This window comes from Priestia abyssalis, assembly GCF_002019595.1.
In the GTDB taxonomy this organism is placed as follows: Bacteria; Bacillota; Bacilli; order Bacillales; family Bacillaceae_H; genus Bacillus_BA; species Bacillus_BA abyssalis.
On record NZ_KV917369.1, the window covers coordinates 2523114 to 2539069 of the forward strand.

At 41.1% G+C, this 15956-nt stretch carries 16 protein-coding genes; 11 read left to right on the top strand and 5 right to left on the bottom strand.

The features are described from left to right. Nucleotides 1-35: 35 nt before the first annotated feature. Nucleotides 36-1487, bottom strand: coding sequence for a sodium/proline symporter PutP (putP, locus tag BK575_RS11865; RefSeq protein WP_204524903.1), 1452 nt, complete (start codon nucleotides 1485-1487; stop codon nucleotides 36-38). Nucleotides 1488-1666: 179 nt separating this feature from the next. On the opposite strand from putP, the gene BK575_RS11870 reads away from it, so the two are divergent. After that, nucleotides 1667-2155 carry a branched-chain amino acid aminotransferase gene (locus BK575_RS11870; RefSeq protein ID WP_078410557.1) on the top strand — a complete coding sequence of 163 codons (489 nt, stop codon included), beginning with the start codon at nucleotides 1667-1669 and terminating at the stop codon, nucleotides 2153-2155. A gap of 70 nt (nucleotides 2156-2225) precedes the next feature. Here the strand turns inward: BK575_RS11870 and BK575_RS11875 are convergent, their stop codons facing one another. Continuing rightward, nucleotides 2226-2582, bottom strand: coding sequence for a winged helix-turn-helix transcriptional regulator (locus tag BK575_RS11875; protein WP_078410558.1), 357 nt, complete (start codon nucleotides 2580-2582; stop codon nucleotides 2226-2228). A gap of 916 nt (nucleotides 2583-3498) precedes the next feature. On the opposite strand from BK575_RS11875, the gene BK575_RS11880 reads away from it, so the two are divergent. From BK575_RS11880 to nhaC, 4 genes are all read left to right on the top strand, one after another. Next, nucleotides 3499-4014 (top strand): mismatch-specific DNA-glycosylase, encoded by a 516-nt coding sequence (locus BK575_RS11880; RefSeq protein ID WP_078410559.1) that lies wholly within the window; start codon nucleotides 3499-3501, stop codon nucleotides 4012-4014. Between the two features lie 191 nt (nucleotides 4015-4205). Next, nucleotides 4206-4292: a putative holin-like toxin gene (locus BK575_RS29580; RefSeq protein ID WP_407984376.1), complete on the top strand. Its 87-nt coding sequence runs from the start codon at nucleotides 4206-4208 to the stop codon at nucleotides 4290-4292. A 280-nt stretch (nucleotides 4293-4572) separates the two neighbouring features. After that, nucleotides 4573-5433 carry a DNA-3-methyladenine glycosylase family protein gene (locus BK575_RS11885; RefSeq protein WP_078410560.1) on the top strand — a complete coding sequence of 287 codons (861 nt, stop codon included), beginning with the start codon at nucleotides 4573-4575 and terminating at the stop codon, nucleotides 5431-5433. A 686-nt stretch (nucleotides 5434-6119) separates the two neighbouring features. After that, nucleotides 6120-7487 (top strand): Na+/H+ antiporter NhaC, encoded by a 1368-nt coding sequence (gene nhaC, locus BK575_RS11890; protein ID WP_235867477.1) that lies wholly within the window; start codon nucleotides 6120-6122, stop codon nucleotides 7485-7487. A gap of 57 nt (nucleotides 7488-7544) precedes the next feature. Here the strand turns inward: nhaC and ndk are convergent, their stop codons facing one another. Next, a complete protein-coding gene (gene ndk / locus BK575_RS11895) occupies nucleotides 7545-8000 on the bottom strand; it encodes a nucleoside-diphosphate kinase (protein WP_078414759.1) in 456 nt (151 codons plus the stop codon). Nucleotides 8001-8252: 252 nt separating this feature from the next. Between ndk and BK575_RS11900 the strand changes: the two genes are divergently transcribed. The 4 genes from BK575_RS11900 to BK575_RS11915 all read left to right on the top strand — a co-directional run bounded on the left by BK575_RS11900 (nucleotide 8253) and on the right by BK575_RS11915 (nucleotide 12583). Beyond that, complete coding sequence (locus tag BK575_RS11900) at nucleotides 8253-8753, top strand: hypothetical protein (RefSeq protein ID WP_078410561.1); 501 nt, start codon at nucleotides 8253-8255, stop codon at nucleotides 8751-8753. Nucleotides 8754-8866: 113 nt separating this feature from the next. Further along, complete coding sequence (locus BK575_RS11905) at nucleotides 8867-11476, top strand: helicase-related protein (RefSeq protein WP_078410562.1); 2610 nt, start codon at nucleotides 8867-8869, stop codon at nucleotides 11474-11476. A 112-nt stretch (nucleotides 11477-11588) separates the two neighbouring features. Further along, nucleotides 11589-12320, top strand: coding sequence for a DsbA family oxidoreductase (locus BK575_RS11910; RefSeq protein ID WP_078410563.1), 732 nt, complete (start codon nucleotides 11589-11591; stop codon nucleotides 12318-12320). Between the two features lie 38 nt (nucleotides 12321-12358). After that, the gene (locus tag BK575_RS11915) at nucleotides 12359-12583 is read left to right on the top strand and encodes an RlpA-like double-psi beta-barrel domain-containing protein (protein WP_078410564.1); all 225 of its coding nucleotides are present in this window, start codon (nucleotides 12359-12361) and stop codon (nucleotides 12581-12583) included. Nucleotides 12584-12669: 86 nt separating this feature from the next. On the opposite strand, the gene BK575_RS11920 is transcribed toward BK575_RS11915, so the two are convergent. Beyond that, nucleotides 12670-12828, bottom strand: a complete 159-nt coding sequence (locus tag BK575_RS11920) for a YjcZ family sporulation protein (RefSeq protein ID WP_204524904.1) — start codon at nucleotides 12826-12828, stop codon at nucleotides 12670-12672. Between the two features lie 464 nt (nucleotides 12829-13292). Next, a complete protein-coding gene (locus tag BK575_RS11925; protein WP_078410566.1) occupies nucleotides 13293-13898 on the bottom strand; it encodes a TetR/AcrR family transcriptional regulator in 606 nt (201 codons plus the stop codon). A 189-nt stretch (nucleotides 13899-14087) separates the two neighbouring features. Between BK575_RS11925 and BK575_RS11930 the strand changes: the two genes are divergently transcribed. Further along, complete coding sequence (locus tag BK575_RS11930; RefSeq protein ID WP_078410567.1) at nucleotides 14088-14825, top strand: SDR family NAD(P)-dependent oxidoreductase; 738 nt, start codon at nucleotides 14088-14090, stop codon at nucleotides 14823-14825. 236 nt (nucleotides 14826-15061) lie between these two features. Further along, nucleotides 15062-15847, top strand: coding sequence for an SDR family oxidoreductase (locus BK575_RS11935; RefSeq protein WP_078410568.1), 786 nt, complete (start codon nucleotides 15062-15064; stop codon nucleotides 15845-15847). Nucleotides 15848-15956 lie beyond the last annotated feature (109 nt).

Here is a 15956-nt window from a genome sequence, read left to right on the forward strand (position 1 = left end):
AGTGCACCGGAACATTCGGTACACTCCTTGTTATGTTAAGCCGTTGCTCTTTCAAATTCTTCTTCAATTTCCTGCGATGGTTTTTGATCAAGCATGCTTGTGAGGAAAATAGCTATTGCGGAGAATAGAAATCCTGGAGCCAGTTCATATAGATCAAACAAACCGCCGCTTATATTGCCCCATATAATCACCGTTAATCCGCCGGCAATCATACCGGCCAAAGCACCGTTTCTTGTCATCTGCTTCCAAAATAATGAGAGAATGATAACCGGACCGAATGCCGCACCAAGCCCGGCCCAAGCATACCCTACAAGATCAAGGATGCTGCTTTCCGGATTTTGTGCAAGTAAAATGGCAATAATCGCAATCCCTAAAACTCCCAATCTGCTAACCCATAATACTTCTTTTTCACTTGCGTCTTGACGGATTAGTCCTTTATAAAAATCTTCCGCTAGTGAACTTGAGGAAACTAAAAGCTGGGAATCGATCGTACTCATAATGGCAGATAAGACAGCTGCCAGCAAGAATCCGGCAACCCATGGATTAAACAAAACTTGGGTAAACGTTAAAAATACTGCTTCTGGATCAGATAAAGGGTTTGAAGCCAAATACGCGATCCCGACTAGACCTGTAAACATCGCCCCAATCATCGATAAAATCGTCCAAGAAACACCAATGATTTTCCCTTTTTTTACCTCTTTTATGTTTTTCACCGCCATAAAGCGTGTGATAATATGCGGCTGCCCTGAATATCCCAATCCCCAGGCCAACAGGGAAATGACACCGATTGTTGTGGCGCCTTCAAAGACATTTAAGTACGAAGAATCAATGGATTGTACGGCCTCGAAGGTATTTGCAAGGCCACCCATTTCAAAAATGGCCACAATCGGTACAATTACAAGGGCTAAAAACATGAGAATCCCTTGAAAGAAGTCAGTCCAACTAACAGCTAGGAAACCTCCTAGAAACGTGTACGCAATGATCACGGCAGCACCAATCAAAAGTGCTGTACTGTATGTTAGCCCGAATGACTTTTCAAAAAGAATCGCTCCGCCGACCAATCCTGCAGAGGTATAAAAGGCGAAAAACAACAAAATGACAATCGCTGAAATAATACGCAGCAATTTTGATCGATCCCGGAATCTGTTCTCCAGAAACTCTGAAATGGTAATGGAATCACCTGATACTTCGGTATATTTTCGAAGTCGCGGTGCAACAAACTGCCAGTTGAGAAAGACACCAATCGCAAGACCGAGCGGCAGCCAAATTTCTCCAAGGCCTCCTGCATAAAAGGCACCAGGCAAACCTAAAAGCAGCCAGCTGCTCATATCGGAAGCGCCGGCACTCATCGCCGCAACCCAACCGCCCAGCTGCCTTCCCCCGAGCAAGTAATCCGATACATTGTTTGTCTTTTTATAACAGACAATTCCAATCAACAACATTCCCACCAAATAAACCCCAAACGTCACCAAAGTTGCAATACTGATAACCACATCATCTCCTTTTGAAAATTTGGTTCATTATAACACACTTTACAGAAAATTCAAAACAGGCTTTAAATTTAAAGCATCATCTTATTCATGAATGAAAGTAAAAGAATATTTTTAATACTACGTTGGGATATGATAAGATATAGTGATTGTATATATTACAGGAGGATTAAAAAATGTTGGAAAATCAACTGAAACAAGAGGCTTCTGAGCATTTTGCCGAGGCCCATATTGAACGAGTACATAAAGAAACCGATGAGTTGATTGCGGAAGAAGCACCGGCTTCTTTTCTAAAGGAATCAATTCATTTTTTAAAACAACATAAAAGCGAATTTATTTATCTCGAGTCCCCAGCGTTTGACCTTATACGTGTCGATGCGATTTCATTGGAGTTGGATGACATGTTTGGATTTTATAATGTCATGCTTGGATTGAAGCTTCAAAAAAAGTATGACCAAGCATTAAAGACTTATCTATCTGAACACCTGGACGGTCCTGATTTGAGATTTGGCGCGATGTTCAATCAGGCGGATGGCTTATGGGATTTGAATTTTGCTTTGAATTATGTCGAAGGGTTCAAAGAAGAGATGTCCATCGGAGATGCCTATCAATTGATTTATGAGTTTTTATCTCAGTTGGTTGAAGCAGTCCAAGAGGAGAAGTAAACGACATTATACGAAAAAAGCCTTCTTGTTTATGAAGGCTTTTTTCGTATAAATGACAGAGCAGAATTCTTTAATCCAGTTCGACCGGCTGCCCCAGAACCTCGTCTTTATCTGGATAGACCCGCTCGATATGATGTTCTCCCCAGGCGCATAATAAATCGAGAATCTGCTCAAGCGACCAGCCGTAATCTGTTAAAGAATACTCCACTTTCGGAGGAACTTGATTATAGACGGTTCTTAAAATGACTCCATCTTCTTCCAGTTCGCGTAATTGCTGTGTCAGCATTTTCTGGGTGATGCCAGGCATCAGCTTTTTCAATTCGCTTGTACGTCTCGTTCCTTTCGTCAAATGGCATAAAATGACGACCTTCCATTTTCCCCCGATTACTTCCAATGCCGCTTCTACTCCTATATTGTACTTCTTCACGAGTACATCCTCCTTTAACGATGATTCGTGTTATGTATAGATTGTCTTTTGATATTTATTTTATTTAACACCTCGTATTGGTCACGAAGTTTCATGTATTCCATCATAGCACTCACTTTCCATTATCGCTAGTACGGTACTAAAAAGTGCCTATATTACTTTTTGGTAACTATAGGCTGTTCAATTCAAAACGTAAGAATAGAGTGAGTAAACGTTTAGTGGAACTTATATCAAAATATAATTGACAATGATTATCATTATTATTAATATAATTGATAATTGCTTTCAGTTAGGGGGAGGGTAATTGGATGGCTAACGTTCTGATTGTGTATGCAAGTATATCAGGTAATACGGAGGATATTGCTGATTTATTAAGGAAGGAAAAATGGAAGTTTGCGGCTTCATAAAGGGCCATGGATGGAGAATCATTCATAAACAAGAAGATTATCTAGTAGCAGGATTATATGAATCACTACATTATCAAAATCATTAAGCAAAAAAGAGAAGGAACAAATGCAGTCAGTTGTATAACAACCGACTTCTAAAACTTTAAGCAAAACGAATCCACTTTAAGCGGAACGGGGAGAAAAAAATGTTAATTATCCAGACTTTTTTCCTATCTGTATTAATATATGCTTTATATGATATTTCTTTTGGAGAGAAAAAGGATTAATGCATCTATTTAAGAGAGAAGATCAGAGAAAGCATAGAGAAGGAAACATAACCAATATGTATAGAATGATCAGCAGCCAAGTCTTTTTTTGAAAAGGTATTGGTTGCTTTTTTATTTCTTGTGTTTCGTTGTTCATTATGGATATCAGTTTTTTTGCTGAGGTGAATATTACAGGATTTTAAGTTTAATAAATTCCGGGTAAATTAAATGAATAGAACTGTTTAAAAAAGGCGGGATCATGATATGCAGCCAATTAATGATCATATAAAGGAACATTTAGACGTTTTATTTGTCGGCTTTAACCCCAGTATCCGTTCCGGAGAAACGGGACATCATTTTGCGAATCCGAATAATCGCTTTTGGACCATTTTACATAAAGCGGGCTTAACACCGAGAAAATACCACCCGACAGAAGACGGTGACTTGCTGCAGTTGGGGTATGGACTGACGAATATCGTAGCCAGACCGACCAAAGCGGCCCAAGACATCACGAAACAAGAGTACAAAGAAGGAAGGGAAGAATTGAAAAGAAAAATCGCTCACTATAAACCGAAAATCGTCTGCTTTGTCGGAAAAGGCGTCTATCAGGAGTACAGCCAAAAGAAGAACCTGCCATGGGGTCTCCAAAAAGAGCCCGTTGTACCAGGAACACTGGAGTTTGTTGCCCCTTCATCGAGTGGTCTCGTCAGAATGAAAATGGATGAAATCGTTGGTATTTACGGGGAATTGCCGAAACTGATTGCTTCTATGAAAAGATAATAAAGGAAATTCGGATATGTAAGAGAGGAATAGGAGAACTTTATAATACGTACAATAACGGCTCAAAAAAAGAACTTATGTTCTACCATTTTAACCCAACTTATAGTATAATAATAGTATACATTAGTTTGTTTTCAAGGGCGGTCGGCTAACTCCCCATTTATTCTTCCAGATGGAGAGGGGGTGATGCCATGTCGGTTTATGAATCCATTAGTTTGATGATTTCATTTAGTATGCTAATCATTGCGATTCTGGCTTTTCATAACCATAAAAAATAGACCTTCCTTGAGAACTCGCCATTCATGAGGAAAGGTCTATCCGTCTTTTAAGGCCGATCCCTGGAAGGAACGACTATTGTATGACCGTAGTTAGTAGCCGCTAACTGCGGTCTTTTTAGTATATTCATGTTTGTAGTTACATCATACCATACTCCACTGTATTTGATAAGTATTTTGACAGTTCATTTCCTCAAATTGTTCGCAGGGTCGTTTTAATAATACATGGTATACCTAAAAGGCTGTGTTATAATGGGGGCAAATACGAAAAAGGGTGAACAAGATGTGGAGAACGACGGTTGAACTGCAAAGTCCCTATAACTTCGACCAAGTATTACAGCGCCTGGCACTAGACCCGCTGCACACAGTAAACATAGACGAAAAAGAAATCAAAATACCGCTAATAATGAACGGAAAAGAAACAGTCGTTTCCGTCAAAGGAACCGGCAGCTTTGACGCACCGGCGTTTTTATTGTCGGGAGATGGTCCGGAAGAAAAAACAGTGGAACGAATCGGTGAAATTTTTGGATGGAACATAGATATTCATAGCATCCATACCCATTTTCTTACGACCAACTTGAGGCCTTTGTTTGAAACATTCGCTTACACGCCGCTCGTGCTGGAATTCAACTATTTTGATTGTCTCATCCGGTGCATCGTGCACCAGCAGTTAAACTTGAAATTTGCTTTCACACTGACAGAACGCTTCGTGCATACATACGGCAAACAAATTGAAGGTGTCTGGTTTTATCCAACCCCGGATGTTGTCGCAGCCATTAACATAGAAGAATTGCGCGCACTGCAGTTTAGCCAAAGAAAAGCCGAATACTTAATCGGTCTCGCACAGCACATTGTCAGCGGCAAGTTGGACCTTGACGGGCTCAAGTCATTGACGGATGAAGAAGTAGAAAAGGAGCTATTACCTATTCGCGGAATCGGACCATGGACAGTGCAAAACTTTTTAATGTTCGCGCTCGGAAGACCGAATATGTTTCCGAAAGCAGATATCGGTCTCCAGCGCGCCGTGCAAAATCTGCTTGGACTCAAGCAAAAACCGGATTATCGCATGCTGGAAGAACTGAAACAACAATGGGAACCATATGAAAGCTATGCATCCTTGTATCTATGGCGCAGTATAGAGTAGGAGAGGGAGAGCAAACTGCCAGTCCAAAGTGTTTGTTGCCCCTTCATCCAGCGGGCTGGTAAGCCTAATTTCTCGGTAAAAATGCTGAGAAATTAGGCTTTTTATCATTCAGCATCCTTAACGTTGTACATCCTCATTTTCCTGCCGCTAACCAGCTAAAGAATAGATGAAAAGCTGTCGATGTAGCCATCAACAAGAAAAGACGGCATTTCTCGTTTGAAATTTTAGAAAATTTAAATTTCGTTATTGACGATGGTAGAAGGTATTACTATAATAAAATATGAAAGCGTTGCCAATATGTTAGGTAATTAAAAGATTCCAAGAAACACTCGAATCAAAATGTTTGGCTGAAATGAAGTGAAAAGACGGCCTCTTTTCATGGTCTCATTATAGCCGGGCAAACACGAGCACGCATTAAGAATGGCTTTATCCTCATTCTTTTTCGCGATGCCTGTTTTGCTCGGCTTTTTTCTGCTCTAATGTTTTAAAATACAGTAGTCGGCAGTGAGACAAGATCCAGTCTGTATCCCATTGGAAAGGTGGTGATAAAAAGGGATTCATAAATGGCTATGGCACATGTTTCCTACATATTGACGAAAAAACGGAATAATTCAAAGGGGGAAGATGAATTGGACACGACGAAAAAAGACGTTTCTTTTGGTTTGGCCTTGCTGCCTTTAGTAGGGATGATGACAGCCATGGCAGTCACGATTATCGTGTTTGAAGGAAGCCCGCACGTTCCTCTCATCCTCGGATCGCTGATTGCTGCGTTTATTGCCTGGAGGCTCGGCTATAATTGGAAAACGATTGAAGATGGAATGTACAAAGGGATTCTCCTCGTTTTACCCGCTGTTCTTATTCTGATCGTTGTTGGGATGATTATCGGTTCATGGATTGGCGGCGGAGTCATAGCATCCATGACCTATTATGGATTAAAGCTATTATCTCCTACGTACTTTTTGGTAGCAATCGCATTGATTTGTGCCGTGGTATCATTGGCAATCGGAAGTTCTTGGTCTACGATGGCCACAATTGGGGTCGCTGGAATGGGAATTGGCATGAGCATGGGTATTCCTGCACCGATGATTGCCGGAGCCGTCATATCCGGTTCCTATTTCGGAGACAAAATGTCACCGTTATCCGACACGACGCTTCTTGCTTCAGGGTTATCGGGTGCCAACTTATTTGACCATATTCGCCATATGGTGTATACGACCCTTCCAGGACTGGTTATTGCGCTCGGCGTTTATTGGTATCTAGGAAGAGGATTCACTTCTGATACGGTTGATGCCGGAGAAATCGACAAGGTGTTGAATACGCTGCAGGATCAATTTATTGTCTCGCCATGGCTTCTATTGATTCCGGCATTTGTCATTTTTCTTGTCTCCCGTAAGGTACCGGCTCTTCCAGCCCTCATCATAGGCGTTATTTTAGGTTCCTTGGCACATGTATTTGTACAGGGAGGTTCCGCGGCGGATGCCGTTACAACACTGCAAGGCGGCTTTAGTCTCGAATCAGGCAATGAGATGGTCGATCAGCTGCTCAATCGCGGCGGAATTGACGGGATGATGTATACCATTTCTCTTATTCTAGTTGCTGCCGTTTTTGGCGGTGTGATGGAGAACACGGGAATGCTGGAAGCCATCGTCAAACAAATTTTAAAACTCGTCAAATCAGACGGCGGATTATTGGCTTCTACCGTTGTGACATCTTTCTTTTCCAATGTCGCATCAGCTGACCAGTATTTGTCCATTGTGGTACCATCCCGTATGTATTCAAAAGCGTATCAAGATCGAAAACTGCATCCAAAGAACCTTTCCCGTGCTTTAGAAGACGGCGGAACCATTACATCCGTCTTTGTTCCATGGAACACCTGCGCTATCTTCATATTTGGGACATTAGGTGTTTCTACGTTTGCTTATGCGCCTTATGCCATCTTAAACTTTTCGGTTCCGATTATTTCTATTATCTTCTCACTGATTGGTTTCTCGGTTGTCAAACTGTCTGACAGTGAAGCAAAGCGCCTTCAAAAAGGTGTGGAAGACGCCATTTAAAAATGAAAAAACAGACGGTCGCGGGTTTCCCGACAGTCTGTTTTTTGTTTAAATTCATTAAACACTTCTGCGTTCTTCAAAAGGATAATCATCGTCCGCTAAACGTTTTTTCAGCGGCTCAAAGAAATTTTCGATTTCCCGTTCGGCGCTTAATAGCGAATCGGAGCCATGAATGACGTTTTCCGCCTTGGAGCAAGCGAAATCACCGCGAATGGTTCCAGGCATTGCTTCAGTCGGACTCGTTTTTCCAATCATCAGGCGCGATACTTCAATAATATTTTCTCCTTCCCATACCATCGCAAATACAGGACCGGATGTAATGAAGTCCACTAATTCTCCGAAAAACGGTTTATCTTGATGTTCCATGTAGTGAAATTCTGCTTTAGCCCGATCTACCGTCATAAGCTCCGCATTTAACATACTGAAACCCTTTTGTTCAAAGCGCCTGATGATTTCTCCAATCAATCCTCGTTTTACTCCATCAGGCTTTACCATTATAAATGTACGCTGCATTGGCATACAATCACCTCTTCATAACATCATTAATGTTTCCCTTTTTGATACAGCCGCTTTCATTCAAATCGAATATCCTTCACCCGTTATGAAAGGAAACGGCTTTGCAGTATCCATTATGGAAAAATTATTCCGTTTTTATAACACGTTCAATGAAAACGGCGAAAAAAAGACATTTTTACCAAAGATCGGTACAATACACATGACGAGCTTGAGGTTCATATGTTTAAATGGAGAAAGGAGAGTGGCCAAATGTACGGTTTATCGTACGGGATGTTGCATACAGTATGTCCCTTTTATCAGCCCATTTCATATCTCTGGTGTTGTTTTCCATATGCTCGTGACAGAAAAATCATGACTGTTGCTTCCCGACAGGAGCCTTTTCAAGGAGATGTTTCTTCTATAAACATGAATGTCGGCAAGGAAGTGGACCAAATGTCTGAATGGGTTTATAACATCAGTTATGAAGAAATATTGGCCTCTTATCTCGATCTTTACGGCAGAAGAAGGCATCGCATTTCTTTGCTTGTGATGTATCCGAATACGATGGGAAAAGAGTGGAAACCGCTGCTGAAAGCTTGCGCCCTTCAAGCATCAAAGGCGGCTAACGTTGTCATTGAACCATGGATGTGGCAAGACCCTCAGCTTGTTCTGGCAATTTGTAAGCCTGTTGCGATTGCCGCTTTTTTGCAATGTTTGCCTCCGGAACTTCAAAGCCAAATGACAGTGGAAGTCATTTATCGCAGACGATGAAAACAAAACAGCGGAAAACAACCAAAACATTTTCCTGCCTGGGAGAATGTTTTTTATTTGGGTAAGTTAAACATACAAACAGATAGATGGATGTAGAACAAAGGAGATTTTTGATGACTGAATGGATGAATCTTTATCCTCATGCGGTGGAACAGACGAAAATGAAACTGGCGGAAGACCTGGATCGGTATTTGGAAGAGAAAGAAAAGATACCCTCATATGAACAGTTTTTGGCTGACCGAAAGCATTATATTGAACAAATTTGGATGAATGTATGGTTGAATGCGGTCACAAACGATGTATCAAAAGCCGGAAAAAAGGCGTATTTAAAGGAAGCTGGCTATGAGGTGGAAGGCGTTGACCGAAAACTGATCAATCAGCTGTTTCGAAATGAAATGAGAACATACCAGCCTTTTGATGCCATACAGTGGTTAAACGATACCTTCAGCAGTAATCAAAGCGAGTGGCAGGACCGGTATGAAAAGCGAAGAGCGCATTTTCTGAAACAGGAAAAAGAAAGAAAGCTTTTAGAAAAAAGGGCCGATGTGAAGAAAAGACTGATTAAATCCGCTTTGAAGTCAATCAAGCGGTACCATCTCACGTTGTATCTATATGTCAGATATTACGTCGCCTGCCAATTAGCTAATGATGTCAAGAAAAAATTAAACAACCCGGTCATCGATATACATAAGCTGGAGGAAATGTTAAAGGGAGAAGTGGATTTCGATTTAGCTTCCTCCAACCCTTATCTTTATCCGACTGTCGCTGCGTTTCTTCAGGAATTGCCCGGAACTTCCGATAAAGTCTCTCTTCACTGGGACCGCAGACATTATGAATATGAAACGTATTATTATGAATACGAACGGCTCATTACCTATTATTTATGTGAATTTGTGCCGAAATGGGCCATCCACCAATTGCCTCAGCCTTTGTTGAGCGATTTTCATCAAACATACGGTGAGCCTTTAACAGTCGAGAAGCTAACGGACATCATGATTGAACCGCTGTTTGAGATTGTAAACGAGTATTTCTCGCGCATCCAATTAGAGTATGTTCGGGATCTTATCCAGCTCGCGGACATTCCGTTTGACTTGACAGCGCATCAAGAGATTTACGAACGTCAGCTTGTCGAGCAAGAACGGAAGAAGGCGGAGATATCAGCCGAAATTGAACGAAAAAAAGCCGAGGAAGCCCGCATGATCGAGGAACTGTTCGGACGCGAATACAGTCCTCCCGCAGGTCGGAATATCCAGTATGTGCTTCACATCGGCGAGACGAATACCGGAAAAACGTATGAGGCGCTCAAAAGAATGAAAGAAGCAAAGAGCGGATTGTATTTAGCCCCGCTTCGCTTGCTGGCCCTTGAAGTATATGAAAAGTTGAATACAGAAGGCATTCCCTGTTCGTTAAAAACGGGGGAAGAAGAAAAAACAGTCGAGGGAGCGGCACATATCTCCTGCACGGTTGAAATGTTTCATGAAAAAGATTTTTATGAAGTCGTAGTCATTGATGAAGCACAAATGATCGCGGATAAAGACCGGGGGTTTTCATGGTATCGAGCGATGACAAAAGCGAATGCGCAGGAAGTTCATATCATCGGCAGCCGAAATTCGAAAAACATGATTACTCAGCTGCTTGGTCATTCCCGCGTCGACATCCGTGAGTATCGCCGTGACATCCCGCTTCAAGTGGAAACGAAAGCGTTTGAGATGAGCGGGGCTGCACAAGGGGATGCACTCGTATGCTTTTCGCGAAGACGTGTATTGGAGGTCGCATCGGGTCTGCAAAGCAGCGGCCAATCTGTCAGCATGATTTACGGCAGTATGCCGCCGGAAACGAGAAAAAAACAAATTCAGCGGTTCATCAACGGAGAAACAACCGTCATTGTTTCAACTGATGCGATCGGTATGGGGCTGAATTTACCGATTCGCCGCATCGTCTTCCTCGAAAATGAGAAATTTGACGGGATGACAAGACGGCGGTTAACGTCACAGGAAGTAAAGCAAATTGCGGGGCGTGCCGGCCGAAAAGGACTGTACAATGTAGGAAAAGTCGCTTTTTCAAGAGATATCGCCCTCATGACCCGACTGCTTCAGCAAGAAGACGAACCCATTTCGACGTTTACGATTGCACCGACAAACGCCGTCCTTCAACGTTTTCAAAAATATGCCCGGACGCTCGGTACGTTTTTTGAACTTTGGGAGAAATTTGAAAGTCCAATCGGAACAAAAAAAGCCGCTCTGACAGAGGAACAGGAACTATATCATCTTATTCGCGGCACCGAAATGGAAGCGCGCCTTTCCGTGATCGATCTTTACGGGTTTTTGCATCTTCCGTTTTCTGCCCATGAACCGCGTCTTGTGGCGCAATGGCAAGATACGATGATGGCGATTGTCCGCAAACAGGAATTGCCGGATCCGCTCATCAAAAAAGGCAGTCTTGAGGAACTGGAACTTTCTTATAAAGCGGCTGGTCTGCATCTTTTATTTTTATACCGGTTAGATAGACGCACCGAAGCTCTTTACTGGGAACGGATACGGGACGAAATCAGCGACGATATCCATGAAATCTTAAAAACTGGCGTGAAACCGTTACAGAGAATATGCAGAAAATGCGGAGAAGGCTTACCATGGGAGTTTCCGTTTCATCTATGCCATGATTGTCACGCCTCGCGTTATGGGAGAAAACATGCAGATGACTCCGATGACGATATGGTTGAATAGGAATCGATGAGGAATACTTGCTTATCTTGAAAGTATAAGCAGATAAAGAGGATTATTGCTGAACATGTGGTATGATATTTTTCATATTATGAATGAAAAATGAGGTGTAACGATGAAAATTGAAGTATGGTCAGATTTTGCCTGCCCATTTTGTTATATTGGAAAACGTCGTTTGGAGGAAGCACTGGAGAAATTCCCGCATCGAGATCAAGTAGAAGTAGTGTTCAAAAGCTTTGAATTGGATCCTCATGCAAGCCGGGATATAGACCTTTCCATCCATGAAATCATCGCGAAAAAGTACGGCATGCCGGTTGAACAGGCGAAACAAATGAACGACGGCATCGCACAGCAAGCCGCAGCGGTCGGGTTGGATTTTCAATTTGAGACGCTGATCCGCACAAATACATTCGATGCGCACCGTTTAGCTAAGTTTGCAGAAGCAAAAGGAAAAGATGCGGAAGTGACAGAGCGGTTGCTGAAAGCTTATTTTACGGATTCGAAGCATCTCGGTGACCACGAGACGTTAACAGACCTTGCAGTAGAAGCGGGACTGGACCGAAATGAAGTGGAAGCCGTCTTACAAGGAAGTGATTACGAGGCAGCCGTTCGAGGGGAAGAGGCCCAAGCTCAACAAATCGGTGTGCAAGGCGTACCGTTCTTCGTCTTAAACAACAAATATGCGATATCCGGAGCGCAGCCGTCTGAAGTATTCGCGGGCGCACTACAAAAAGTATGGGAAGAAGAAAATGAGAAACCTGCATTACAATCCCTATCACCGACAAACGATCAAGGGGCCGTTTGTACAGAAGATGGATGCGAAGTTCCGGATTTTAACAAACAGTAATAGCGACAGAAAAAAGACACTGGACATATAACAATAGTATGACCGCAGCAGTGGGAGAAGGTAGTCCGTATAAGTGTGGACAAGTTTTACAGATAAAAAATGTATCAATCCCGAATCCTAAAGAAATTTTAGTTGTCGTAGTAGACGAAGTAAAGGGGTTTCCTCAAAACAAACTAAATTTGCATGAAAAGGCTTTTGAAGCATTAGGTTCTAAGACAAGTGTTGGAACGATTAAAATCGAGATTACATCTGTTTTACATTAAAAATTATCAGCTTTTTTGCTTAACTAACCAATAAAAAAACTCCAGTAACTGTACTGGAGTTTTTTAGGCGGATGCCTTTGATCAAGTCATCCCTTATAACCGCAGAAAGTACATGCACCAATGATGATTAATAAAATAAACAACACTACGATGATGGCGAAACTATGACATCCATGATGGTGTCCGCCATACCCATAAACAGGAGCTGTGCATCCATAAACAGGAGCTGTATATCCGTGAGACATGATAGGTGAGAAAGGAACATTCTCTCCAGAAGGAAATGGTGCATTTACGTTATTATTCATTTTCATATCCTCCCTTCGTTTGTAAAGCTCTGTGATGGTGACTAGCCATTTCACAAGCGTTATAGAGTATTAATATGTTACAACTTCCTTATATGAAGCTTATTCGCAGCCTAAATTACCATTTGCTAACGACAGATAATCCTTGATTATGTTAACGATAAGAGCGCTAGGTATCTAAAAGATTGGCCAACAATCCATAAAACAAGTGAAACTCCTTGATATTCAAGGAGTTTTCAAATTTATATCTAAGTAATTAACATTTGTGAAGATGCAGGAAAATAAAGCTATGGACTTGTTCTTCCACTATATCTGTGTCTATGAGGGTTAGTTCCGTTTACAGTGATAACACCGCTAAATTCATAATAATGACCGCCTCCAGAAAGGGGAATGGCTTTAACCCTTACTTAGTAATTTCCAATATACTTAATTGAGTGAATATGTGTTTTGGTTAGATCAATGACTTCTTGGATGAATTCTTCTTGGGTTACTTTGAAGCCATTTTGGATCCAATTCTGAAGGAGTCCGTAAAAGCCATAGGCTGTATAATGTTTAAAGTAATCCATATTGACTGGAATATTGTTGATGGTTTCGAAAATAAATTGTTCCTTATAGATTTTTAAGATCGTTTGAGGGAATTGTGTATGTAATCCGGGCAGCGTATCATCGTAGTTAATGAGTGCAAAAAAATCCCGATTTTGATAAATATAAGAAACGATATTAAAAGACGGTGCATTTAGCTTGGCTGTATATATTTTGTGACCAGGTGTATATGGTTTTCCTACTGAAGCTTCTAATCCTTGAAGCATGGAAACAAGTAAATCTTCAGCTAATTCAATTTTATCTGTGTAATGGATATAAAAAGTACTGCGATTATAGGCGGCATAATCGACAATGTTTTTTACAGTAACGGAATGGTACCCCTTCTCTTTTATGAGTTCAATCAATGCTTGCTTTAAATGTTCTTTTGTTCGATTTTGTCGTTGAGATGATGTATGTTGGTCGTTATTCATGAAAAAACCTCCACCAGAATAGACAGATTCATCAGAAGTGTCTAGTTAATAGACACTTCTTAATATCTTAATGATTGTTAAATAAGGGCAAAGTAGTACAATTAAATTGTAAACAAAATAGTACAGATATTAAATCGGTCTAGTACTTTTCTCTTAAAGAAATTTTACTAATAGGAGGAGGATTTGGGAATGGGAAAATTACAAGATAAAGTAGCCGTGATTACTGGAGGAGCATCTGGTATTGGGGCAGCAACTGCACGTTTATTCGTTTCAGAAGGAGCCAAAGTGGTTCTTGTTGATTTAAATGAGGAAAAAGGAAAAACTTTTGAGAAAGAATTGAAAGCGCTTAATGCTGAAGCTTTTTTTATAAAAGCAAATATTACAAGTGAAGAAGAAGTGGCAAATATCTTTAAACAAACAATTGAAACTTTCGGCAAGGTGGACGTTGTCTTCAACAATGCAGGGATCGGTCGTGTTCATCCATCACATGAATTAGAATACTCAGAATGGCGCAATACCGTAAATGTTGACTTAGATGGTGTCTTCTTAGTAGCGCGTGAATCCATTCGCGAAATGTTAAAAACAGGCGGCGGTACGATTGTGAATACGGCATCTATGTACGGTTGGGTTGGCTCACCTGGTTCAGCAGCCTATAACGCAGCAAAAGGCGGCGTAGTTAACTTAACTCGCTCACTTGCACTTGAATACGCAGAACAAAATATTCGTATTAATGCATTATGCCCTGGTTTTATTGATACACCGATTATACCTGAAGAAAGCAAGCAAGCTTTAGCTGCAGCCACACCGTTAAAACGTCTTGGTAAACCGGAGGAAATGGCAAAAGCAGTATTATTCATGGCTTCAGATGATTCTTCATTCATGACTGGCAATAGCTTAATCGTTGATGGTGGGTATACGGCACAATAATAAATTAAGGGGACGAATCTTTTGTTTCAAGTTTGAAACAGTGAATGGTTCTTGTTTGCAGGATTACTTATACCAATTGGGCGATAAGCAGGAAACCATGACTTTCACCTCTATATACCTTTAATGAGAGATAGTTTAATTAAAAACAATTTAAGGATATCTAAGCATACGTTATTTATTGTTTCCTACGGATCTTCCCTTAGACCTAGAAACAAAAATAAAGGAGGACATTTTCCATGAGCAATCGTTTTGATGACAAAGTAATCTTAATTACAGGTGCGGGATCTGGCTTAGGTCAAGCTTCTGCCTTACAAGTAGCAAAAGAAGGAGCAAAACTCTCACTCGTTGATTTAAATTCTGCTTCATTAGAAGAAACAAAAAGTAAAGTGTTAGAAGTTGCACCAAACGCAGAAGTGTTGCTTATCACTGCAAATGTAGCAGATGAAAAAGCAGTTGAAAACTATGTAAATGAAACCGTTGAGAAATTTGGGGAAATCGATGGTTTCTTCAACAATGCAGGAATCGAAGGAAAACAAAACCCAACAGAGGATTTTGGTATTGATGAATTCCAAAAAGTAGTTGATGTCAACTTAAATGGTGTGTTTTATGGTTTGAAACACGTATTGAAAATCATGAGAGAACAAGGTTTTGGTTCCATTGTGAATACTGCTTCTGTTGGTGGCATTCGCGGGGTAGGAAACCAATCTGGTTATGCAGCGAGTAAACACGGCGTGGTCGGATTAACAAGAAACTCTGGAATTGAATACGGTCAATATGGAATCAGTATTAAAGCCATTGCACCAGGCGCGATCATGACACCAATGGTTGAAGGTTCATTAAAACAAATTGATCCAGACAACTGGGAAGAAGTGGGGAGACAATTTGTTGAACCAAACCCAATGAAACGATTCGGCAAACCAGAAGAAGTGGGTTATTTAGTTGCATTCTTATTGTCTGACCAAGCAAACTTTATAAACGCAACCGTTATTCCAATCGATGGCGGGCAATCTTATAAATATTAAAAAGAAGACATCTTATTATGAACTGCACCTTCAATTACTAGACACAACTAACAATTGGAGGTGCAGATTTTTTATGAGGCAATATTCTCTATAAACAAAGTTAGAGGCA